The 23,542-nt window shown below is 28.8% G+C and carries 21 protein-coding genes; 18 read left to right on the top strand and 3 right to left on the bottom strand.

The window, feature by feature from the left end:
• Window positions 1-216 precede the first annotated feature (216 nt).
• The 4 genes from ACZ5TJ_RS12920 (at window position 217) to ACZ5TJ_RS12905 (ending at window position 4,963) form a co-directional block, all read left to right on the top strand.
• Window positions 217-1,326, top strand: coding sequence for a BMP family lipoprotein (locus ACZ5TJ_RS12920; protein WP_464200287.1), 1,110 nt, complete (start codon window positions 217-219; stop codon window positions 1,324-1,326).
• 74 nt (window positions 1,327-1,400) lie between these two features.
• Window positions 1,401-2,930 carry an ABC transporter ATP-binding protein gene (locus tag ACZ5TJ_RS12915; protein ID WP_464200285.1) on the top strand — a complete coding sequence of 510 codons (1,530 nt, stop codon included), beginning with the start codon at window positions 1,401-1,403 and terminating at the stop codon, window positions 2,928-2,930.
• A complete protein-coding gene (locus ACZ5TJ_RS12910) occupies window positions 2,920-4,011 on the top strand; it encodes an ABC transporter permease (RefSeq protein WP_464200283.1) in 1,092 nt (363 codons plus the stop codon). The genes ACZ5TJ_RS12915 and ACZ5TJ_RS12910 overlap by 11 nt, the downstream gene beginning before the upstream one ends.
• Before the next feature lies 1 nt (window position 4,012).
• Window positions 4,013-4,963 (top strand): ABC transporter permease, encoded by a 951-nt coding sequence (locus ACZ5TJ_RS12905; RefSeq protein ID WP_464200281.1) that lies wholly within the window; start codon window positions 4,013-4,015, stop codon window positions 4,961-4,963.
• Between the two features lie 66 nt (window positions 4,964-5,029).
• Here the strand turns inward: ACZ5TJ_RS12905 and ACZ5TJ_RS12900 are convergent, their stop codons facing one another.
• Window positions 5,030-6,148, bottom strand: coding sequence for a glycosyltransferase family 4 protein (locus ACZ5TJ_RS12900; protein WP_464200279.1), 1,119 nt, complete (start codon window positions 6,146-6,148; stop codon window positions 5,030-5,032).
• Window positions 6,149-6,254: 106 nt separating this feature from the next.
• Here ACZ5TJ_RS12900 and ACZ5TJ_RS12895 point away from each other — a divergent pair, with 106 nt between their 5' ends.
• The 13 genes from ACZ5TJ_RS12895 (at window position 6,255) to rho (ending at window position 21,316) form a co-directional block, all read left to right on the top strand.
• Window positions 6,255-7,256: a CotS family spore coat protein gene (locus ACZ5TJ_RS12895; protein ID WP_464200277.1), complete on the top strand. Its 1,002-nt coding sequence runs from the start codon at window positions 6,255-6,257 to the stop codon at window positions 7,254-7,256.
• 116 nt (window positions 7,257-7,372) lie between these two features.
• Window positions 7,373-8,260, top strand: a complete 888-nt coding sequence (yabG, locus tag ACZ5TJ_RS12890) for a sporulation peptidase YabG (RefSeq protein ID WP_464200275.1) — start codon at window positions 7,373-7,375, stop codon at window positions 8,258-8,260.
• Between the two features lie 179 nt (window positions 8,261-8,439).
• Window positions 8,440-8,676 (top strand): Veg family protein, encoded by a 237-nt coding sequence (locus tag ACZ5TJ_RS12885; protein ID WP_039316789.1) that lies wholly within the window; start codon window positions 8,440-8,442, stop codon window positions 8,674-8,676.
• Between the two features lie 354 nt (window positions 8,677-9,030).
• Window positions 9,031-10,590: a DUF3794 and LysM peptidoglycan-binding domain-containing protein gene (locus ACZ5TJ_RS12880; protein WP_464200271.1), complete on the top strand. Its 1,560-nt coding sequence runs from the start codon at window positions 9,031-9,033 to the stop codon at window positions 10,588-10,590.
• A gap of 118 nt (window positions 10,591-10,708) precedes the next feature.
• Complete coding sequence (locus ACZ5TJ_RS12875) at window positions 10,709-11,554, top strand: cyanophycinase (RefSeq protein ID WP_464200269.1); 846 nt, start codon at window positions 10,709-10,711, stop codon at window positions 11,552-11,554.
• The gene (gene cphA, locus ACZ5TJ_RS12870; RefSeq protein ID WP_464200267.1) at window positions 11,526-14,132 is read left to right on the top strand and encodes a cyanophycin synthetase; all 2,607 of its coding nucleotides are present in this window, start codon (window positions 11,526-11,528) and stop codon (window positions 14,130-14,132) included. The genes ACZ5TJ_RS12875 and cphA overlap by 29 nt, the downstream gene beginning before the upstream one ends.
• 191 nt (window positions 14,133-14,323) lie before the next feature.
• On the top strand, window positions 14,324-15,166 hold the full coding sequence (gene ispE / locus ACZ5TJ_RS12865) for a 4-(cytidine 5'-diphospho)-2-C-methyl-D-erythritol kinase (protein ID WP_464200265.1): 843 nt from the start codon (window positions 14,324-14,326) through the stop codon (window positions 15,164-15,166).
• Window positions 15,167-15,225: 59 nt separating this feature from the next.
• Window positions 15,226-15,864 carry a stage II sporulation protein R gene (gene spoIIR, locus ACZ5TJ_RS12860; RefSeq protein WP_464200263.1) on the top strand — a complete coding sequence of 213 codons (639 nt, stop codon included), beginning with the start codon at window positions 15,226-15,228 and terminating at the stop codon, window positions 15,862-15,864.
• 116 nt (window positions 15,865-15,980) lie between these two features.
• Window positions 15,981-16,970 carry a tRNA 4-thiouridine(8) synthase ThiI gene (locus ACZ5TJ_RS12855; RefSeq protein ID WP_464200261.1) on the top strand — a complete coding sequence of 330 codons (990 nt, stop codon included), beginning with the start codon at window positions 15,981-15,983 and terminating at the stop codon, window positions 16,968-16,970.
• Window positions 16,971-16,981: 11 nt separating this feature from the next.
• Window positions 16,982-17,395, top strand: a complete 414-nt coding sequence (locus ACZ5TJ_RS12850) for a YwiB family protein (protein WP_464200259.1) — start codon at window positions 16,982-16,984, stop codon at window positions 17,393-17,395.
• Between the two features lie 119 nt (window positions 17,396-17,514).
• A complete protein-coding gene (locus ACZ5TJ_RS12845; RefSeq protein ID WP_039313424.1) occupies window positions 17,515-17,808 on the top strand; it encodes a hypothetical protein in 294 nt (97 codons plus the stop codon).
• A gap of 206 nt (window positions 17,809-18,014) precedes the next feature.
• Window positions 18,015-19,634 carry a CTP synthase gene (locus ACZ5TJ_RS12840; RefSeq protein ID WP_464200256.1) on the top strand — a complete coding sequence of 540 codons (1,620 nt, stop codon included), beginning with the start codon at window positions 18,015-18,017 and terminating at the stop codon, window positions 19,632-19,634.
• A gap of 200 nt (window positions 19,635-19,834) precedes the next feature.
• Window positions 19,835-21,316 carry a transcription termination factor Rho gene (rho, locus tag ACZ5TJ_RS12835; protein WP_464200254.1) on the top strand — a complete coding sequence of 494 codons (1,482 nt, stop codon included), beginning with the start codon at window positions 19,835-19,837 and terminating at the stop codon, window positions 21,314-21,316.
• Between the two features lie 34 nt (window positions 21,317-21,350).
• Here the strand turns inward: rho and ACZ5TJ_RS12830 are convergent, their stop codons facing one another.
• Both ACZ5TJ_RS12830 and rpmE read right to left on the bottom strand, forming a co-directional pair.
• Window positions 21,351-22,454 carry an MGDG synthase family glycosyltransferase gene (locus tag ACZ5TJ_RS12830; protein ID WP_464200253.1) on the bottom strand — a complete coding sequence of 368 codons (1,104 nt, stop codon included), beginning with the start codon at window positions 22,452-22,454 and terminating at the stop codon, window positions 21,351-21,353.
• Window positions 22,455-22,570: 116 nt separating this feature from the next.
• The gene (rpmE, locus tag ACZ5TJ_RS12825) at window positions 22,571-22,774 is read right to left on the bottom strand and encodes a 50S ribosomal protein L31 (RefSeq protein WP_039313436.1); all 204 of its coding nucleotides are present in this window, start codon (window positions 22,772-22,774) and stop codon (window positions 22,571-22,573) included.
• 173 nt (window positions 22,775-22,947) lie between these two features.
• Between rpmE and ACZ5TJ_RS12820 the strand changes: the two genes are divergently transcribed.
• Entirely contained in the window at window positions 22,948-23,535 is a 588-nt protein-coding gene (locus tag ACZ5TJ_RS12820; RefSeq protein WP_464200251.1) for a thymidine kinase, read from the top strand.
• Window positions 23,536-23,542: the final 7 nt, after the last annotated feature.

Here is a 23,542-nt window from a genome sequence, read left to right as displayed (position 1 = left end):
AGGACTTTTTCATAAAAGAAAAAGTCCTTTTTATGTTTTATGCACTTTAATTATTAAATCTACACGTTTTAAAATTATTAAGAATTATTTATTGAAAATTAATTAAAAATTAATAAAGGTTACAAAAAGTATTGAGGTTAGCATAGTGTTTATTGTATAATTATGTGGTAAATTGCAAAAATTTCAATGCAAGAGGGAGATTCAGGAGGGGAAAATATGAAAAAAAAATTTATTGCATTAGCACTAACGTTAGTTATGGCAACTGGATTAGTAGCATGTGGAAGTGGTGAAGACAAAGGGGATTCAGCAGCTAAAAAGTCAGATTTAAAAGTAGGTATGGTAACAGACTCAGGTACAATTGATGATAAGTCATTTAACCAAGGAACTTGGGAAGGTATAGTTCAAGCTGAAAAAGAACTTGGAGTATCAAAGAAATACTTACAACCAGCAGGTGAAAAGCCAGCAGACTATTTAAAGTCAATAGGAGATCAATATGATGCAGGAAATAAATTTATAGTTACACCAGGATATAAGTTTGAAACAGCTGTATTTGAAGCACAAGATAAGTATAAAGATGCAAAGTTTGTAATTATTGATGGAAGTCCAAATAGTGGAGAAAAGGGTGCTAAGCCAGTAGTTAAAGAAAATACTGTATCAATATTCTTTGCTGAACATGAATCAGGATTCTTAGCTGGGGTTGCATCAGCAGTTCAAATGAAAGAAGCTAAGTTTGGATTTATAGGTGGATTGGAAATACCATCAGTTCAAAAGTTTAACTGGGGATTCCAACAAGGGGTTAAGTATGCTAATGAGAATTTAGGAACTAAGATTACTATTAATAAAGAAGATGTTATATATGAAGGAACATTCAATAATACAGCAGGTGGACAACAAATTGCAGCTAAGATGTATGATAGAGGAGTTAATGTAATCTTTACAGCAGCAGGTGGTACTGGAGCAGGTGCTATTACAGAAGCAAAATCTAGAGCACAAAAAGGTGAAGAAGCTTGGGTTATAGGTGTTGACGTTGACCAATATTCAGAAGGATTATATAAAGATAAAGATGGAAAAGAAAAATCAATTATCTTAACTTCAGCAACTAAGAAAATAAAGAAAGCTACTTTTGATATGATCAAAGAAGAATTAGATGGTAAATTCCAAGGTGGAAAGACTTTAATGTATGATGCTAAAAATGACGGTGTTGGTATACCAGAAGAAAATCCTAATTTAAGTGATGAAGCAACTAAGGCAGCAAATGATGTATTGGCAAAAATTAAATCAGGTGAAATTAAAGTTTCACAAGAAAAAGGGGATTTAATTAAGTAGATTTTATAAAATAAAAAATTGGGGGCGGTAAATCGCCCCTTTTAAGTATACACAAGTTGTGGGGGAGGATATAAATGGAATATGCAGTAGAAATGCTTAATATTCGAAAAGAATTTCCAGGTATTGTTGCAAACGACAATGTTACTCTTCAATTAAGAAAAGGTGAAGTACATGCACTGCTAGGAGAAAATGGTGCTGGTAAATCAACACTTATGGGAATGCTTTTTGGAATGTACCAGCCAGACAGAGGAACTATTAAGATAAATGGAAAAGAAGTTAAGATTACAAATCCTAATAAGGCAAACGATTTAGGGATAGGTATGGTTCATCAACACTTTAAATTAGTTGAAAACTTTACTGTAACAGAAAATATAATTTTAGGGTGTGAGCCTAAGAAAGGATTAGTTGTAGATATAAAAAGTGCAGCTAAAAAGATAGAAGAGCTTTCAAAAAGTTATGGATTAAATGTAGATCCATATGCAAAGATAGAAGATATTTCTGTTGGTATGCAACAAAGAGTTGAAATATTAAAGATGCTTTATAAAAATGCAGATATATTAATACTTGATGAACCAACAGCAGTTTTAACGCCTCAGGAAATAGATGATTTAATTAAAATAATTAAAGGGTTAACAAAAGAAGGAAAATCGATTATTTTAATAACGCATAAGTTAAAAGAAATTAAAGAAGTATCTGATAGATGTACAGTAATAAGAAAAGGTAAATATATAGGTACAGTTGATACTAAAGATACTACAGAAGCTAAGATGGCTAAAATGATGGTTGGAAGAGATGTATCTTTTAAAGTAGAAAAAAAAGAAGCAAAGTTAAAAGGTGAAGTATTAAGAGTTGAAAATATTTCAGTTAAAAACAATAAGAAAGTATTAGGTCTTAAGAATTTTTCATTATCTATAAGGGGAGGAGAAATTCTTGGAGTTGCTGGTGTTGAAGGAAATGGACAAACAGAATTAGTGGAAGCAATTACAGGACTTAGAAAAGTTGAAAGTGGAAGTGTTATATACAAAGGTGAAGATATAACAAACGAAAAGACTAGAAAAAGAATTGATAAAGGAATAGCACATATACCAGAAGATAGACATAAGAGAGGACTTGTGCTTGATTATACTCTAGAAGAAAATATGATAATAGAGGTATATAATAAAGAACCTTTCTCAAAAAGAGGGATACTTAACAAATCTGCTATAAGAAAATATGCAGAAAAAATATTAGGAGAATTTGATGTAAGATCTGGAGAAGGTGCAATATCAAAAGCGAGAACATTATCAGGAGGTAATCAACAAAAAGCTATTATTGGGCGTGAGATAGAATTAAATCCTGATTTATTAATAGCAGTTCAACCAACTAGGGGTCTTGATGTTGGTTCAATTGAATATATTCATAAAAGATTAGTAGAACAAAGAGATAAAGGAAAGGCAGTTCTTCTTGTTTCATTAGAACTTGATGAAGTTTTAAATCTTTCAGATAGAGTTGCAGTTGTAAATGGTGGAGAATTAATTGGAATTGTAAATACTAAAGAAATAGATGAAAATAAAATCGGATTAATGATGGCTGGAGTTAAAGGAGGGGAAGATAATGAAAACTAATAAGGGGATAGTATCTATATTAGCAATCATCTTAGGTCTTTTAACAGGAGCATTATTAATGCTTGCAATAAACAGTAATCCTATAGAAGGGTTTACATACTTATTCCAAGGTGGACTTAAAAATGTAGAAAGAATAGGTAATACAATAGCAACAGCTACACCTTTAATACTTACTGGGTTATCTGTAGCATTTGCTTTTAGAACAGGACTTTTCAATATTGGAGCAGCTGGACAAATGTTATTTGGTGGATTTTGTGCTACAGCTGTAGGACTAACAGTTAATGCACCTAGACCATTACTTTTAGTATTAATGGTAGCTTCAGGTATACTTGGAGGAGCAGCAGTTGCAATAATTCCAGGTATATTAAAAGCTAAGTTTAATGTTCATGAAGTTGTATCAACAATTATGATGAACTGGACAGTCTTTTGGTTTGTTTATTATATGGTTCCGAAGTATTTTAAAGGACAATATGAAACAGAATCAAGACCTCTTAAAGATGAAGCTTTATTTAAATTAGATTGGCTTTCAAATTTATTTGAAGGATCATATATAAATTTAGGAATAATTTTAGCTATAGTAGGAATAATTTTAGTTAGTTTTATATTAAATAAAACAACTCTAGGCTATGAACTTAAAGCTGTTGGATTTAATAGACATGCTGCAGAGTATGCAGGAATACCTGTAAACAAAAATATAGTTCTTTCAATGATGATAGCAGGTGGACTTGCTGGACTTGCAGGTGCTATTGAGTATGCTGGAAACACAAATATAATTCAGATAGGAGTGCTTCCAAATCAAGGATTTGATGGAATAGCAGTATCATTACTTGGTGCAAATTCACCGATTGGAGTTTTATTTGCAGCGCTTTTCTTTGGTTTATTATATACAGGAAGTGGATTTATGAGTGCTATGACAGAAATACCACCAGAGATTGCAAATACTATTATGGCAACAATAATATATTTTGCAGCAACTAGTATTATAATAGAAAGATTAATTAATAAAATAAAACTTAAGAAAAAGCAAAAAGAACCAATACCTCCAGTAGATGATAGAGTTAATGAAGGGAAGGTGAAGTAATATGCTAGATACATTACAACAATTATTTCCATATGCTATTGCGTTTACAATGCCACTTTTAATAACAGCACTTGGAGCACTTTATAGTGAAAGAAGTGGGGTAACAAATATAGGACTTGATGGTCTTATGATAGTTGGATCATTTATAGGAGCTTTTACTATAGTAACACTTCAAGAGAAGTTAGAGGGTAATTTACCAATATGGATTGGACTTCTAGTTGCAACTATAGCTGGCATATTATTTTCTCTATTACATGCATTTGCAAGTATTCATTTAAATGCAGATCAGATAATAAGTGGTACCGCAATAAATATGATAGCAGGAGCGCTTACTGTATTTTTAGCTAGAAATATTACAGGTAGTGGTAATATAAGAATAATGCAGGGATTTATACCAGAGGATATACCAGTATTAAGTAAAATACCACTAATAGGTAGCCTATTCTTTACAAAGACTTATGCATCAACATGGCTTGTAATAGGAATTCTTATAGTAGCAACATTTATACTTTACAAAACTCCATTTGGCATGAGACTTAGAGCGTGTGGAGAACATCCACAGGCAGCAGATGCAGCTGGTATAAATGTATATAAGATGAGATATGTAGGGGTTATGGTATCTGGAGGATTTTCAGCACTTGGAGGAGCAATAATAATTGCAACTTATGCTGGAGAATTTAATGGAAATGTTGGAGGGCTTGGATTCTTAGCACTTGCTGCTTTAATATTTGGACAGTGGAAGCCAATAGGAATATTAGGAGCAACATTCTTCTTTGGATTTGCAAGTACTATAGCTAATGTTTCACAAGTTATACCAGAACTTGCATCATTTCCACCAGTAATATTAAAAACTTTCCCATATATAATGACAATAATTGCACTTATAATATTTTCAAAGAGCTCAAGGGCTCCTAAAGCGGTTGGAGAACCATTTGATAAAGGTAAAAGATAATAAATTTATAAAAAAAGAGTCATAGAGAATTTCTCTATGACTCTTTTATTAATAGTTATTTTTATACTATCTTAAAATGCTTTCATAAGCTTTAACAGTATTTATTGCAGTCTTCCTCCAAGAGAAGGACCTACTTCTTACAATGGCTTTTTTTACCATAGTAAGAACTAATAAGCTATCATTTAATACCCGCTTCATTGCAAAAGCAAGTTCATCAATATTTTTTGGATCTACTAGTAGTGAAGAGTCGTAACATACTTCTGGTATTGAAGTTACGTTAGATGTTATTACTGGTGTTCCACAGGCCATAGCTTCAATAGGTGGAAGTCCAAAGCCTTCATAGAAAGAAGGATAAACTAGCATCTCAGATGCATTGTAAAATATAGGCAAATCTTCAAGTGGTATAAAACCAGTAAAAATAATATCCTTTTCAATTTTAAGTTGACGAGCTCTCTTTAAATAAATATCGTAAGAAGGACCTTTTTTTCCTACAATTACAAGTTTTGTAGTTCTTCTCTCGATTTTAGGTATTAAAGCAAATGCATCTATTAGACCAAGTATATTTTTTCTTGGACTAAATCCTCCAACATATAAAATAAAATCTGAAGTTAATCCATATTTAACTTTAAGTTTTTGCTTACATGAACATTTACTCATTGGTTTATAAATTGGTTCTGCAGCTAGAGGTGTTACAAAAATTTTATCTAAAGGATAGTTAAATTCTTCTGAAATATCTTTCTTTGAGAATTCTGAAACTGTTATTATTCCATCACAATTTTTTAAAATACCTGGCATTTCATCATTAAATATTCTAAGATACCTATCACTAACTGTTTCAGGCATTCTAAGGGGGATTATATCATGTAATGTAATAACTTTCTTACAGTTTACATTGTTAGAAAGTCCTACACCATTTTGAGGAACGTGATATAAATCCATATTGCTATTTGAAAGAATGTTTGGAACATTAACATTATCCCAAAAATTCTCCTTAACTATTGTATCTACTTTTTGGATAGTAAAATTGTCATTTAAATCTTTAAGATTTTTATTATCTGGTGTAAAAATTAAATAATCATTAATCGCATCAACACTATTTAGGCTAGTTATTAATTGATATGTGTATGTGCCAATACCTGTTCCTCTGTACCATTTTGCGGCTCTTCCATCAATGCCAATTTTCATGATTTAATCCTTTCAAAGTATTATTAATACTATTATATTTAATAAAGTTAAAAAATGTTAATAAAAGAAATAATACATACATATAGATATTAAGGGGGTGGTTACAATGATGAGAGAGTTTGAAATAGAAAGACAATTTGGAATTGAAATCGAAACATTAAAAGCAAACAAAGGAATATATTATTTAAAAACAAATAAAGGGGAAAGGTGTTTAAAGAAAATAAACTATGGACCACAAAAATTATTATTTGTATACGGCGCTAAAGAACATTTAATAAATAATGGTTTTGATAAAGTAGATAGATATTTTTTAAACATAGAAGGTGAACCTTATGCATTAGTAAATGAAGACTTATATACTCTTTCAATGTGGTTAGAAGGAAGAGAATGTGATTTTCATAAAATATCAGAGGTAAAACTTGCAGCTGAAGCATTGGCTAAATTACATGAAGCATCTAAAGGGTATGATCCACCAGAAAACTCAAAGCTTAAGAGTGATTTAGGCAGATGGCCAAATTTAATGGCTAAAAGAATTAAATCATTAGATAAAATGAGAGATATGGTTAGAAAGAAAAATAATAAAAGTGACTTTGATTTATTATATATTAAATCAATGGAATTTTATAAAGAAATGGGAAAGAAGGCTCATGAGACTTTAATTAATTCAGAGTACAATAAACTTTGTGATATAGCAGAAGAAGAAAAAGGTTTCTGTCATCATGATTTTACTTATCATAATATAATAATTGATAAGAATGAAGAAGTTAATGTAATAGATTTTGATTATTGTAAGAGAGAAATAAGAACATTTGATATATCAAATTTCATAACTAAAGTTTTAAAGAGAGTAGATTGGGATTTTGAATATGCTAAGGCAATAATAGATTCATATAATAGTGTATCAAAATTAGAAGATGGAGAATATAAAGTATTATTATCTTACTTACAGTTCCCACAAAGATATTGGAGACTTGCAAATAGATACTATTACAATGAAGTTAATTGGGGGCAAAATACCTTTGCAAGTAAATTACAAAATATAATTGATGAAAGAGAAAATTATTTAAAATTTTTAGATGATTTTAAGAAAGAATATAACATAAACTAAAATAAAACTCTAGTTAAAATAAAACTCTATTTAAATAGAGTTTTATTTTATTTAATTATCATATACAAGTTTTTCTACATAGAATAAAATAGAGCAAAATTTATTAGGTGATAATTATGGAAATTGGAGACGTAGTTGTAAGAAAGTCATACGATAAAGATGTTACTTTTAAAGTAATAGATATAAAAGATGAAAATGGTAAAAAGATATATATATTAAAAGGAATAAATATAAGAATAATTGCCGATTCAGATAAAGAAGATTTAGAAGAGGTAAGAGATGATTATTATGGAGAGCAAGATAGGATATTAAATAGTAGAGTTAGTAGATCTATAAAAAATGCTATAGCAAGCAGAAATATAGATATAAGAAAAGGAAATTCAAAAGAAAATAAAGCTTTAAAAAATCAAAAAGATATAAATACTAAAGAATTATTTTTTGGAAGACCGGGTAAGATACTTCATGTAGATGGAGATAAAGAGTATATGGATACATGTCTTAAAGTTTATAAGCAATTATCTCTTGATGCAGTTGGAGTTTCTATAAAAGAAGAAGAACAACCACAAAAAATAGTTGAGTTAGTTAAAGAAATAAAACCTGATATAGTAGTTTTAACAGGACATGATAGTGTTATTAAAAATACTAGAAATTATTTAGACTTAGATAACTATAGAAATTCAAAATTTTATAGAGATGCTGTAAGAGCGCTTAGAGATTATAATTCGAGTTATGATGAGCTTGTTATATTTGCAGGTGCGTGTCAAAGTTGTTATGAGTGTATGTTAGATGCAGGTGCAAATTTTGCATCATCACCAAATAGGGTTTTAATACACTGCTTAGATCCTGTATTTGTATGTGAAAAAATAGCATACACAAAAATAGACGAAGTTGTTTCAATTCAAGATGTTATAGAAAATACAATAACAGGTTTAAAAGGAATAGGTGGCTTACAAACTAGAGGCAAATATAGAGAAGGATATCCTAAGTCTTCTTACATTTTATAGATAAATAATACTAATTATAAATAATATGTATAATTAGAATCCTTTTTACAAATAATAAAAAATGTAAAGAAAATTTAGGAAAAATATTGACAATGGAATATGTAAATGATAAAATTAAGTTTTTGCTTGACGTATCTTCAAAAAAATGGTATAATTTCTTTAGGAAAGAGGGTGTTTTTATGGAAACTATTAGAACTATCTCTTCAATAAAAAAGAGTATTGAAGGGCACCTTGGAGAAAAAGTAACTTTAAAAGCTAACGGAGGAAGAAAAAAGATTCTGGTTAACGATGGAGTTTTAGAAAGTGCTTATCCTAGCATTTTCGTAATTAGATTAGACAACGACACCCAAAGAACCGTGACATATAGTTATTCAGATGTATTAACTCAAACAGTGCAATTACATTTTCCAGGATAGAATAAAAAAACTTCGATCTTATCGAAGTTTTTTTATTTTTCTTTTTTTAAATTAAGTAAAAAAAAAGAAAGATGGTGGGTTTCCATCTTTCAACTATGGTATAAAAGGGTATTGAGAATTTATGAGAGGTTATATGGTCAATAACCATTTACTATATTACGACATTAAATTACTTTTGTCAACAAAAAAATTAAAAAAAATTAAAAAAGTCCATATTATTAGAAGTAAATGGATAAAGTGAAAACATAAATAATAAAGATTAAAAAAATAAATAATAAAAATATCCAAAAAGTAGTAATAAAAAATAAATCTCTTTATATATATATTAGTAGGTAGAATATAGGAGGGATTAAAATGTCAAATATAGATGTTATAAAAGAAAATATTCAATTTGAGCAACTTTTAAGAGAAAGCGACACTACAACTATGTTAAACGAAGAATATCTTATACCAGATACTCATCCTGATGTTCATGAAATACTTATGGTAGATGCGAAACCTACAATATTATCAAAAGAAATTTCAGGAGACAAAGTTATAGTTGATGGTACAGTAGATTATAATTTATTGTACTTAGCAAAAGAAGACGAGCTTGTAGTTTCATCAGTAAATTATACACAAAAATTTTCAAGTAATTTAGATTTAGATGAAAGTGAACATAAAATAACCTGTGAAGTTTGCTGTAACGTAGAACATATTGAAACAAAGATAATCAATGAAAGAAAGGTATCAATTGATGGTGTTCTTAATTTCAATTGGGAAATGTACAAAAACAAAGAAGTAGAACTTATAAAAGATGTTGATGGAACTGATGAAATAGAAGTTCTTAAAAAGAATGAAATAATAAATAGTACAGATGTTAATGAAAATGTTGAACTTTCAGGTAAATCATTAATAAGAGTAAGTATGGATAAACCACAAGTATCAAGAATATTAAAAAGTAAATTAGAACTTCAAAAGAAGGAAATTAAAGTTTTAGAAGAAAAAATATATTGCGGATGTTATTGTAAAGTTTTTGTATTATATTTAAGTAATGAAGGAAAAGATATACAATGTTTAGAAGATAATGTATATATTTCTAAAGAAGTAGAAATGCCAAATGTGACATCAGATATGATAGTTACTGGAGATTATGATATAAAGGGTAAAGATGTAACTGTAGAAGAAGACGATTTAGGCGAAGCAAGATTAGTAAATACAGAAATAACTATAGCATGCAATGTTAAAGCATTTTCTAAAAAGAGTATAGATGTTGTGACAGATGCGTATTCACCTAAAGTTAATTTAGAACTTTCTAAAAATCCTTCTAGACTCGGAATACTTGAAGGGGTATATAATAATGAATCTATAGTTAAGGATAATATATATATAAATGAAAACAACATGATGCCAGATAAAATAATAACATCAGCAGGAGCTGTAATGATTACTGAAAAATCAGTTGAAGAAAATAAAATTATTGTTGGTGGATATATAAGGGTTGATGTTATATACAAGACTAACGATGAAGCAAAATATTTAGATAAAGTATCAGGTGATATTCCATTTAATATAAGTATTGATGCAAATGGTGCAAATGAAAGAATGAAAGCATTAGTAAAAGCTACAATGGAAAACTTAGATGTTTCAATAGAAGCAAATACTATTGCAGTTAGATGTACGCTAGTAACAATTGCTAAAGTATTATATGAAGTTGAAAAAAACTTTGTAAATGATATTGTAGTTGGAGATGAAGAAGAAGTTAAAAAGAAATCTAGTATTACAATATATGTTGTTGGAAAAGGTGATACTTTATGGGAATTAGCAAAGAGATATAGGACAACAATGGACGATATAATAAGATTAAATGAATTAGAAGATCCTGATTATTTAGTTCTAGGACAAAAATTATTAATACCTGGAAGAGCTATGTAATTATAAAAATTAATAAAAAATCCTATCAATTAAAATAATTGGTAGGATTTTTCTTGTTTTTGAATAAATAATAATGCTCGGGGAAATACTAATAAACGCAAGATTAGAGGTGAATATTATGAAATCTAGATTAAATTATAAATTAGTTGTAATTGGGGGAGCTGAAGATAAAAAAGGCAGAAAGAAAATATTAAACGAAGTATGTAATTTAATAAATAAAGATAAAGATACACTTTTAGTTGCAACTATAGCATCAGAAGTACAAGGCGAAATGGAAGATATATATAGAAAAGTTTTTAATAATATTGGGGTTAAGAATTTAAAGTTTTTAAGTATAGAAGAGAGAGAAGAAGCATACTTACAAAGTAATTTAGAATTAGTTAAGGAAGCTAAATTAATATTTTTTACAGGGGGAGACCAGCTTAAAATTACAAGCTTAATAGGAGGTACCCCACTTAATAAAAAACTTATAGATGGAATGTATGAAGGAAAAATAATAGTTGGAACTTCAGCAGGAGCATCCGTTATGAGTGGTACTATGATACTTGAAGGCGATGATGAAGAATCTCCTAATAAACATAGTATAAATATGTCTCCAGGTCTAGGGCTTATAAGAAATGCAATAATAGATCAACATTTTATACAAAGAGGAAGAATAGGAAGATTATTAACAGGTGTTGCTGAAAATCCAGAAAATTTAGGGATTGGTATAGATGAAGATACAGCAATAATTGTAGATGAAAGAAAACTTATAACTGTAATTGGAAGCGGTGCTGTATACATATTAGATGGAAATTCAATAATTCATTCAAATGTTTCAGAACAGCATAGAGATAAACCATTAAGTATATTCAATGTAAAATTACATGTGCTTATTGAAGGGAATAAATTTGACTTAGTTAAGAAGATACCTTTTGAGGAGGAAGTATTAAGAGATGAAGATAACAGGAATGAGAATATTTAAGGGACGTAATATATATTCTCATAAAAGATGTATCAGAATGGATGTAGATCTTGAAGGATATTGTGAAACACCAAGTAATAAAATAGAAGATTTTAATGATACACTATTAGAACTATTACCTATATTAAAAGAACATAGATGTGGGATAGATGTTCCTGGAGGTTTTGCTATAAGATTAAGAGAAGGAACATACTTAGCACATATATGTGAGCATATGATAATTGGACTTCAAAATATGCTAGGTATTGATATTGCCTATGGAAAAGCTAGAGAGTGCGAAGGGGATCATTATTATATAATTTATGAATATATATATGAGAAAACAGCAATTGAGATAGGAAAATTAGCGGTTGATATAATAAATTCATTAATAGCACAGAAAAAATTCAATCTTGATGAGAGAATAAAAGTAATAAAAGAAGTATTAAGTAAAGAGACTATAGGTCCTAGCACGGAAGCAATAAAAAACGCTGCAGAAGAACTTAAAATGCCAGTGTTTGAAATTGAAAACTCAGGATATTATCAAATAGGTTATGGAAAGCAAGGAAAAATTATTGAAGCAACAATAGGATGTGATACTAGTTGTATTGGTGCAGATATTGCTTGCGATAAAATGTTAACAAAACAACTTCTTAAAAATCAAAGTATACCTGTTGCCTATGGAGAAAAAGTATGTAACGTAATAGATTTATTACAAGAAGCAGAATACATTGGATATCCAGTTGTATTAAAACCACAGTGTGGAAACCAAGGTAAAGGTGTAATATTAAATATAAAAAATGATAAAGAATTGGTTGAAGCTTACAACAAATTAATAAAAGAATTTAAAGACATAATTATTGAAAAATATATAGTAGGAAATGATTATAGAGTTTGTATCGTAGATAATGAAGTTGTTGCAGCTTCTTTAAGAATTCCACCAACTGTATATGGAGATGGAAAAAGCACAATAGAAGAACTTATATCTATTTTAAATACTGACCCGTTAAGAGGGGATGACCACGAGAAACCTTTAACTAAAGTAAAGATAGATGATGAAATGAAAAATACATTAAAAGAAAGTGGATATACTCTAGAAAGTATACCGAGTATTAATGAGAAGATAATACTTAGACATAATGCAAATTTATCTACCGGTGGAAAGGCTATAGATTGTACAGATGATATATGTGAAGAAAATAAAAAGATTTGTATAAGAGCTGCAAAGGCCATTGGATTAGACATATGTGGAGTAGATATAACAGCTAATACTATTAATAAGCCCCTTTATGATCAAGGTGTTATCATGGAGATAAATGCAGCGCCTGGAATAAGAATGCATCACCATCCATCAGAAGGAAAAGCTCGTAATGTTGGAGAAAAAATAGTTAAACATTTATATAAAGATAATGTTAAAAATATTCCTGTTATATCTATAACAGGAACTAATGGAAAGACTACAACAACGAGATTAATATCTTACGTACTAAAACTTATGGGGAACACTGTAGGCATGACATCTACTGATGGGATTTATATAGGAGATGAATGTATAGATATTGGTGATGATACGGGGTATGAAAGTGCAAAAGCTATATTGTTAAATAAAGATGTAGATACAGCTGTTTTAGAAACGGCAAGAGGTGGAATAATTAAAAAAGGATTAGCTTATGACTTAGCGGATGTTGGGGTTATAACTAATATAACAGGTGATCATTTAGGTATAGATGATATAAATGATTTAGAAGAATTAAGTTTTGTAAAATCATTAATAATAGAGGCTGTAAAACCAGAGGGGTATGCAGTGATTAATGTTGATGATCCTTGGTCAAGAAAAATAATAGATAGAATTAAAGGAAATGCTATTTATTTTTCAAAATATAAGGATAATGAATTAATTAAAGAAAACATTAATAATGGAAATATATCAGTTTTTATAGAAGATGATATGATTTGTGTTGTTAATAATAATAAAAAATATAATGTTATTAAATTAAGTGATGTACCAATAACATTAGATGGTAAATTATCTTTCAATGTAGAAAATGCTTTAGCAGCATGTGCAGCATTAGTTGGTATAGGAATAGACTATTGTATGATAGCTAGAGGTTTTTCTAAATTTATGTTAGATGCAAACCATAATTCCGGAAGATTCAATCTTTATGAAGTAAATGAAAGAAAAGTTATACTAGATTATGGTCATAATACTGATGGGTATAGAGCTATATTTGAAGCGTTAAAGGGAATGGATCATAACAATTTGATAGGTGTTATTGGAATTCCTGGAGATAGAAGTGATGATATGGCTAAAGAGATTGGTAAGATTAGTAGTGCTAATTTAGACAAGATTATAATAAAAGAAGATAAAGATAGAAGAGGAAGAGAAAAAGGTGAGATTTGTAATCTTATAAAAGAAGGAATAGATAAAGAAAAAGAGTGTAAAATAATATTAGATGAAAGTGAAGCTCTTATAGAGGCGTTAAAAATAAGTAATAAAGGTGATATAATAATTATGTTTTTTGAACAATTAGCACCTTTAGTAAAGGTTATAAAAGATATAAGTCATAACGGAATGAATGAAAATATAGTTAATATGTAAGATAAAAAGTCAGTTCTAATCTGTATAGGGATAGACTGACTTTTTTATTTTAAAAATTTACAAACTGATAATTACTTTAATAGATTTAAGATGGAAATATGAGAAGATTTTATATTACAATAAAATTAGACAGAATTTAATATGCTATGATAAAATATTAAAATGACTTTAACAAAGGGAAGGGAAATATAATGAAAATAAAAGCATATGCTAAAATCAATATATCATTAGATGTTATTGGAAAAAGGGAAGACGGATATCATTTATTAAGAATGATAATGCAAGGTATAGATTTATATGATGAAATAACTGTAGAGAAAATAAGTTCAGGTATAAGTATTTCATGTAACAAACCATATGTACCTAATGATGAGAGAAATTTAGCTTATAAGGCGGCAAAGCTTTTTATAGATACGTTTAATATAAAATCAGGTGTAAAAATAGTGATTAATAAGAATATACCTGTTTCAGCAGGTCTTGCAGGGGGGAGTACAGACTGCGCTGCTGTATTAAAACTTATGAATAAAATATTTAATAAAAACTTAAGTGATAAAGAACTTATGGAACTTGGTGTAAAACTAGGCGCGGATGTACCATATTGTATAAATGGAGGGACTGCACTTTGTGAGGGTGTTGGAGAAATAATAACTCCACTTAAACCTTTCAAAGATAAGATATTAGTTCTTGTAAAGCCACCTTTTGGAGTATCAACTAAAGGAGTATATCAAGAATTTGATTTATCAAAAGTTGTATTCCATCCAAATACAGAATCATTAATCAAAAATATGGAGAATGATAATATAAAACTTGTCGCTAAGAATATGAAAAATCTTCTTGAAAATGTTACTCTTTTAAAGTATAAAGAGATAATTGGAATAAAGCAATCAATGATGGAACATGGTGCATTAGGCAGCATGATGAGTGGTAGCGGACCAACTGTATTTGCTTTCTTTGAAGATATGCTAAAGGCTCAAAAGTGTTATGAAGCAATGAAGAAAAAGTACAAAGATGTATTTATAACAAGAACAATTTAAAGAAATGTATAAAACTCTCTTAAATGGTAATAATCATTACTATTAAGGGGGTTTTTAGTATGAAAAAATTTATTTATATATTAATGATTTTTGTAGGTTTAACTTTTCTTTCAGGATGTACAAGTAGTGAATTAAATGAAAATAGTAATAATGAGGAAGTAGTTTATGACTATGATAGTGTAAAGGATGAATTAATTAGATTTCATGTAATTGCAAATAGTGACAGTAAGGAAGATCAAGAGTTAAAACTTAAAGTAAGAGATGAAGTAATAAAGCATTTAGAACCATTATTAAAAAATTCTAAAAGCATTGAGGAATCAAGAAAAATAATTAAACAAAACAATAAAAAGGTAATTAATATAGCTAAAAAGGTTGTAAAAGATAATGGATACAGTTATAATGTTCAAACAGAATTATCAAGAGAAAATTTCCCTGAAAAGGTGTATGGAAAGATAGTATTACCACAAGGAGAGTATGAAGCTTATAGAATACTAATAGGTAATGCATCAGGTCAAAACTGGTGGTGCGTTATGTTTCCGCCATTATGCTTTGTTGATGTAACTAAAGGTTCGGTTGCTTACAATGAAACTGAAAGAATGATGGATGAAGTAAGTAAAGTTAAGGAAACTCAAGAAAATACTGATGAAGAGTATGAGCTTAAATTTAAAATTGTTGAAGTTTTAAAAGATGCATTTTAATAATTAGTATAAATTTTAACTTGATAAAACTAAAGAAGACTTTTAAACTATAATTTGTAACGTAATTTGAAATTAAGAATTTAGTTTAAATAAATTGATTTTAGGAGGAAATTTTAATGACTAGAGCACTAGCTATGATTTCAGGCGGATTAGATAGTATATTAGCAGCAAAGTTGATAAAGGATCAAGGTATAGAGGTAATAGGGATATGTTTTAGATCATATTTTTTCAATGAAGAAAATGCGAAAAGAATGACTAAACAAATAGATATACCATTAGAAGTAGTTGATTTTTCAAAAGAACATTTTGAAATGGTTAAAGATCCTAAGAATGGATGGGGAAAGAATATGAACCCATGCATAGATTGTCATGCTATGATGATGAGATATTCAGGTGAACTTTTAAAGAAATTTAATGCAGACTTTATAATTACAGGGGAAGTATTAAATCAAAGACCAATGTCTCAAAATAGACAAGCATTAAATAAAGTAACAAAAGAATCAGGATTTAAGGAAAAAATATTAAGACCTTTATGTGCTAAAAATCTAGATGAAACTCAAATGGAAAAAGACGGATTAGTAGATAGAGAAAAATTACTTAACATATCAGGTAGAAGTAGAAAAGTTCAAATGGAACTTGCTGATAAGTGGGGAATAAAAGATTATCCATCACCTGCTGGAGGTTGTAGATTAACTGAACCAAACTATTCAGTGAGACTTAAAGAATCTTTAGATAGAAATGGTGATGCAACACCAAAGGAAATAGAATTATTAAGATATGGAAGACATTTTGTAAGTGATAATGGATGCAAGATAATAGTTACTAGAACTAAAGATGAGGGGGATATAGTAAAGACTTTATTAACTAAAGAAGATATAATATTATATCCAAAAAGCCACAATGGAGCTATGGGAATTATAACTGGAAAGTATAATGAAGAAGATAAAGAATTAGCTGCAAAGATAACAGGAAGATATTGCAAGGGAAAAGATTTAGATGAAGTTGAAATATCATATGGAAACTTTGGGGCTAAATTTAGTGGAATCTTAAAAGTTAAACCAGCAACAGAAGAGGAAATTAATAAATACATAATACAAGGTAAATAAGGGGTGATTTTTTGGAGAAAAAAGCAATTATTAAAATAATTAGCAATGCTACTATGGAAAAAAATGAACTTATAGAAGTTGTTACTCCAGGTAATTTTCTTATAGAAAATGATGAATTTATTGCAAATTATAAGGAAACAGAAATCTCAGGAATGCAAGGTACTGATACTAAACTTAAAATCGGAAAAGATTACATAATTCTTGAGAGAGAAGGAAGTACAACAACAAAGATGCATTTTGAAAAAAATAAGCAAACAGTATCTTTATATAATACACCTTATGGAATGCTAGAATTAACTGTAAATACTAGAGAATTAGATATTGAAATGAATGAGAATGGTGGAAATGTAAGAATAAAATATGATATGCAAGTTGCAGGTCAACCACCAATAAAAACAGAATTAAAGCTAGAAATAAAAGCATAATTAAGATTTAAGTGGAATGATACTTAATAAATATTAAAAAGTATTGTTTCACTTTTTTTATTTACCTTGTCTAAAAAAGTATAGTTTGGAGATACTTAGGCTATAGGAGGAATTTTTTTATGATAAATGAAGAAAAATATTTCAAAATTATAAGCAAAATTTGTGAAGTTAACCACATATCAAATGATGAGCTTGTTGAAATACTTAAGAAAAGAGAATCAAAATATTTATTAGTTTTATTTTTAAAGAAATATAATTGTTGTTCTGAGGAAGAATTAAAGGAATTACTTAATGTTAGAACAAAAAGAAGTATTAATTATAATTATGAAAAAGCAGAAGAAAAATTTCTCATAAACAGAAACTTTAGAGACAAATATTTAGAGATAGAAAAGAAAATAGACGAGATTATTTAGATGTAAATAAAAAATGAATAAAATATGACTAGATATTAAAAAATAATTGTGGTACTATAGTATCTATGTTATTGAATGAAAACGCGATAACCACCACTACCCCATAAATTAAATTTATGGGGTAATATCAATTATACTTCATAAAGTAATAAGTGTCAACTAAAATAGAAATTAAAAATAAAATTTTCTCATAGGAGGAGCTAATAATGAACAAAAGAACAAAGTATATTTTCGTAACAGGCGGAGTTGTATCAGCATTAGGAAAAGGTATTACAGCGGCATCACTTGGAAGACTACTAAAAAATAGAGGTCTTAAAGTATCAATACAAAAATTTGACCCATATTTAAATGTTGACCCAGGTACAATGAGTCCTTACCAACACGGAGAAGTTTTCGTAACTGACGATGGAGCAGAAACAGATTTAGACTTAGGTCACTATGAAAGATTCATTGATGAAAATTTAACTCAAAATAGTAATATAACAACTGGTAGAATATACTGGTCAGTTATATCAAAAGAAAGAAGAGGAGAATACTTAGGAGGAACAGTTCAAGTAATCCCTCACATAACAAATGCTATAAAAGATAAAGTTTATAGAGCAGCTAAAGAAAGAGACGTAGATGTTGTTATAACTGAAATTGGTGGAACAGTTGGAGATATCGAATCACAACCATTCTTAGAAGCTATTAGACAAGTAAGAAGCGAAGTTGGTGGAGATAATGTTTGCTTTATACACGTAACATTAGTTCCTTACCTTGGAAAAGCAGGAGAGCTTAAAACTAAACCAACTCAACACTCAGTTAAAGAATTAAGAACTATAGGAATTCAACCAGATATAATAGTATGTAGATCTGAAAAAGAATTATCAGAAGATATAAAGAATAAGATAGGATTATTCTGTAACATAGATGGAAGATCAGTTATTCAAAACCTTGATGCAGATCACTTATACGAAGTTCCTTTAATGTTACATGCTGAAGGATTAGATAACTTAGTATGTGAGAAGTTACACCTTGGATGTAAAGATATAGATAATAGCGAATGGATCGACATGGTTCAAAGAATAAAGAACTTAAAAGATGAAGTAACAATTGCTTTAGTTGGTAAGTATGTAGAATTACACGATGCATATATATCAGTTGTTGAAGCATTAAGCCATGGTGGACTTAAAAATAACACTAAAGTAAACATAAAATGGGTTAATTCAGAAGAATTAGAAAGCCAAGATGTCAATGAAGTATTAAAAGGAGTTCAAGGTGTATTAGTACCAGGTGGATTCGGAGATAGAGGAGTAGAAGGTAAAATTGATGCTATAAGATGGGCAAGAGAAAACAAAGTACCTTTCCTTGGAATATGTCTTGGAATGCAATGCGCAGTAATAGAATTTGCTAGAAATGTATTAGGACTTGAAGGTGCACATAGTTCAGAATTAAATCCTGAAACTAAATATCCAGTAATAGATATAATGCCAGAGCAAAAAGATATAGAAGACTTAGGTGGAACAATGAGACTTGGAGTTTATCCATGTAAGTTAGATGAAGAAACTAAAGCATATGATTGCTACAAAGATGAAGTTATCTATGAAAGACACAGACATAGATATGAATTCAACAACGAATACAAAAAAGAAATTACAGAAAATGGAATGACGATTGCAGGAACAAGCCCAGATGGAAGACTAGTTGAAATAGTTGAAATAGAAGATCATCCATGGTTTGTTGCAGCACAATTCCATCCAGAATTAAAATCAAGACCAAATAGACCACATCCACTATTTGCTGGATTTATAGAAGCTGCAGTAGCAGAAAAAACAAAAGAAAATTAATTAAAGAGGTATCTCAATTTACTTGGGATACCTTTTATTTCAATTTTTTTCAAATAAATATTTGATATAACTTGCAAAAGTATTAATATTGAAGGATAATAAAATTAAAGTTAATGTCTTAAAATCTTACCTTAACAATTTCCAAATTAAATTTGAAAATATTAGTTTATATAAAGTCTGATTAATACGGAGGTGTCATTTTGACAAAAGAAGTTTACGAAAGCATGACTTTAGCAAAACTTAAAGAAATTGCTAAAGAATTAGAAATAAAGAACATATCAAAATATAAGAAAAGTGAATTGATAGATGAGATATTAAATAAAAATGTAAATGCTATAGAAAAAGATGGAGTGATTTTAAAGGAAAAAATATCACCAAAGACTAGAGAAAATAATAACTATAGTAATTACAATAATAATCAAAATAACAGCTATAATAATTCAAATAATAACTACAATAACCCAAATAATAATTATAATAGTTCAAATACTAGCTATAATAATCAAAATAATTATCAAAATTCAAATAGAAATAATAATCAAGGTGAGAGAAATTTATCTTCAGCAGAAACAATATCAGGAATATTACAAATTCAAGAAAATAATAGCTTTGGCTTTTTAAGAGGAAAGAACTGTTTAAGTAGTAGCGAAGATGTATATGTTTCACCAGCTCAAATAAGAAGATTTAATTTATCAACAGGAGATAAGCTTGAAGGTAAGGTAAGAGAACCAAAAGAAGGAGAAAAGTTTAAGGCTTTAATCTATTTAGAAAAGGTAAATGATGAAAATCCTGAAAATGCAGTTAAAAGAATTCCATTTGAAAAACTAACTCCAATATATCCTAAAGAAAGAATTAGATTAGAAGGTAACGGACAAAATGATTTATCAACAAGACTTATGGATATAATATGCCCAATTGGAAAAGGGCAAAGAGGTATGATAGTTGCACCACCAAAGGCAGGTAAAACAACTCTCTTAAAACAATTAGCTCAAAATATTTCAAAAAATTGTCCAGAAGTAAAATTAATAGTTTTATTAATAGATGAAAGACCAGAAGAAGTAACTGATATGCAAAGATCAATAAATGGAGAAGTTGTATATTCTACGTTTGATGAAGAGCCACAAAACCATGAAAGAGTAGCTCAAATGATTTTAGAACATGGAAAAAGAAGAGTTGAGCAAGGTCAAGATGTTGTTATACTTTTAGATAGTTTAACAAGATTATCTAGAGCTTATAACTTAACAATAACACCAACAGGAAGAACTTTATCAGGTGGTTTAGATCCAGGATCATTAATAATGCCTAAAAAATTCTTTGGAGCAGCTAGAAATATTGAAGAAGGTGGAAGTTTAACAATACTTGCAACAGCTTTAGTTGAAACTGGTTCAAGAATGGATGATATGATATTTGAAGAATTTAAAGGAACAGGTAATATGGAAGTTCATTTAGATAGAAAACTTCAAGAAAGAAGAATATTCCCTGCAATTGATATATATAAATCAGGAACAAGAAAAGAAGATTTACTTTTAAGTGATGAAGAAAGAGAAGTTGCATATTCTATAAGAAAAGTTATGTACACAGACGGAAATGCTGATAAAGTAACTGAAAATCTAATAAAAATGCTTGGAAAAACAAAAAATAATGAAGAATTTATAAGAATGTTTGAAAAAAGCGAAATATAAAAAAGACTAGTGCAAAGTTTATTTTAACTTTGCATTAGTCTTTTTTTAAAAACTTATCTGCTAATTCAACTATTGATAAAATTGAATAAGTTGAAGCTAAAGATTTTAATTTATTTCTCATAGAATTAAGTTTTTCAGGATTTTCTATTAATGAATCAATAGTATCATTGATTTCCTTCATATTATTAATACAAATTGCATAACCTTCTTTAGATAAAAATTCAGTGTTTTCTTTTTCCTGTCCTGGAATTGCAAATGGAATTATTAAAGGTAAATTCTTAGCAATTGATTCTGTAACTGTAAGACCACCTGGTTTTGAAATAATAACATCTGAGTATTCCATGAAAGACGCTATGTCATTTGAAAAACCTAATATATGTAATTTTTTATTTGGGAATTCATGATTACAACGTTCCATTAAATTATTTTTTAAAGATTTATTATTTCCACAAACTACAGTAATTCTAAGTTTGTTTTTATTTTTTAAAAGTTCCTCTAAAACATAAGATATATCTTCAAGTCCCATACTACCGCTCATAAGCAATATATTAAAGTAATCTTGTGTTTTAATATGTGGAATATTTTCATCGCGTTCAAAGAAAGACTCCTTTATAGGTATACCATAAGGGAATATAATATCTTCTTTTATTCCTTTTGCGATTAATGATTGCTTAGTGTATTCACTGCCTGTTATATAAGCATCTACTTTTTTCCCTATGTATGTGTAGTGAGCCTTAAAGTCAGTTGTAACAACAAAGTAAGGAGTTTTTAATCCATCCTTTTTTATACTATTCATTACACTAACACTAAGGGGGTGAGTACTTATTATTAGATCTGGCTGTTCTTTGTCTATTAAATTTTTAAGCCTTTTTTTCACTAATAAAAAAATAGTCATAGATAAAGCATTTATAATTGGTATATTAGTCAGTTTATAGAAAAGTCCATAAACCTTTGGAAACTTCATAGCTGAAACTTCATATCCAGCAACTAAAAAATCATTTAAAAGTTTACTGCAATTATCTAAGAAATCATACTTAATGCATTTATAATCATTTTTTTCAAATACATCAATAAGTGATTTTGCCGCTTGATTATGGCCTAAGCCTGTTGAAGTGGTTAATATAAGAACCTTTTTCATTAAATTCACTCGCTTCATAATTTTTTTAATTTATATAAATATAGTAACATTAATTTCACTTAATTAAAATAAGTAAAAGAAAATGGGAAAGACGTAAATGTCTTTCCCTAAATTTCTTACTTAAGGTTGAATTTCTTGTTGAACTTGTCAACTCTTCCTCCAACGTCAACGATTTTTTGCTTACCAGTGAAGAATGGGTGGCATTTAGAGCATATTTCTACTTTAAGTTCTTCTTTAACTGAACCAGTTGTAAAAGTATTTCCACATGCACACTTAACCACTGCATCGTGGTGGTATTCTGGATGTATGCCTTGTCTCATGTTTTTCACCTCTTTTAACGTAAATTTTATTGTATCTCTACAATAAATAACTACTAAAGTATATCATATGAAATATAGTGAGTCAACAATGGACAAACTTAAAAAAAACTTTTTATAAATGAGTTTAAATGCTATAATCGTAATAGCTAAATGATAAAAAGGAGAGGGACAATTTGAGCAAATTATATTTTAGATATGGGGCTATGAACTCAGGAAAATCAACGCATTTAATGCAAGTGGCGCATAACTATGAAGAGAGAGGTATGAGAGTCTTATTACTAAAACCATCTACAGATAAGAAGGGTGGAAACAAGCTTGTTTCAAGACTAGGAGTTGTTAGGGAAGTTGATATATTAGTTGAAAAAAATGAAAATATATACAAAACAGTTAATGAAAATATAAAAGAGTATGGAAAGCTTGATTGTATATTGGTAGATGAAGTTCAATTTTTAAAGAAAGAACAAGTTGATGATTTATTTGAAATAGCAGTAACATTAGATGTACCTATAATATGTTATGGACTAAGAACTGATTTTAGAATGAATGGATTTGAAGGAAGCGAAAGACTTCTTTTAATTGCACATAGTATAGAAGAAATGAAAACTATATGTAAATGTGGAAATAAAGCAATATTAAATGCAAGAAAGATAAACGATGAGTTTGTATTTGAAGGAGAGCAAGTTGCAATAGATAATATGGGAAATGTAACATACGAATCATTATGTGGAGAGTGTTACTTTAAATACAAAAATAAAAAATAAGGGTGGG

The organism is Clostridium budayi (assembly GCF_055396605.1).
The sequence above is the reverse complement of the archived record's forward strand: the minus strand, read 5'-3'. Positions and strand labels throughout refer to the sequence as shown.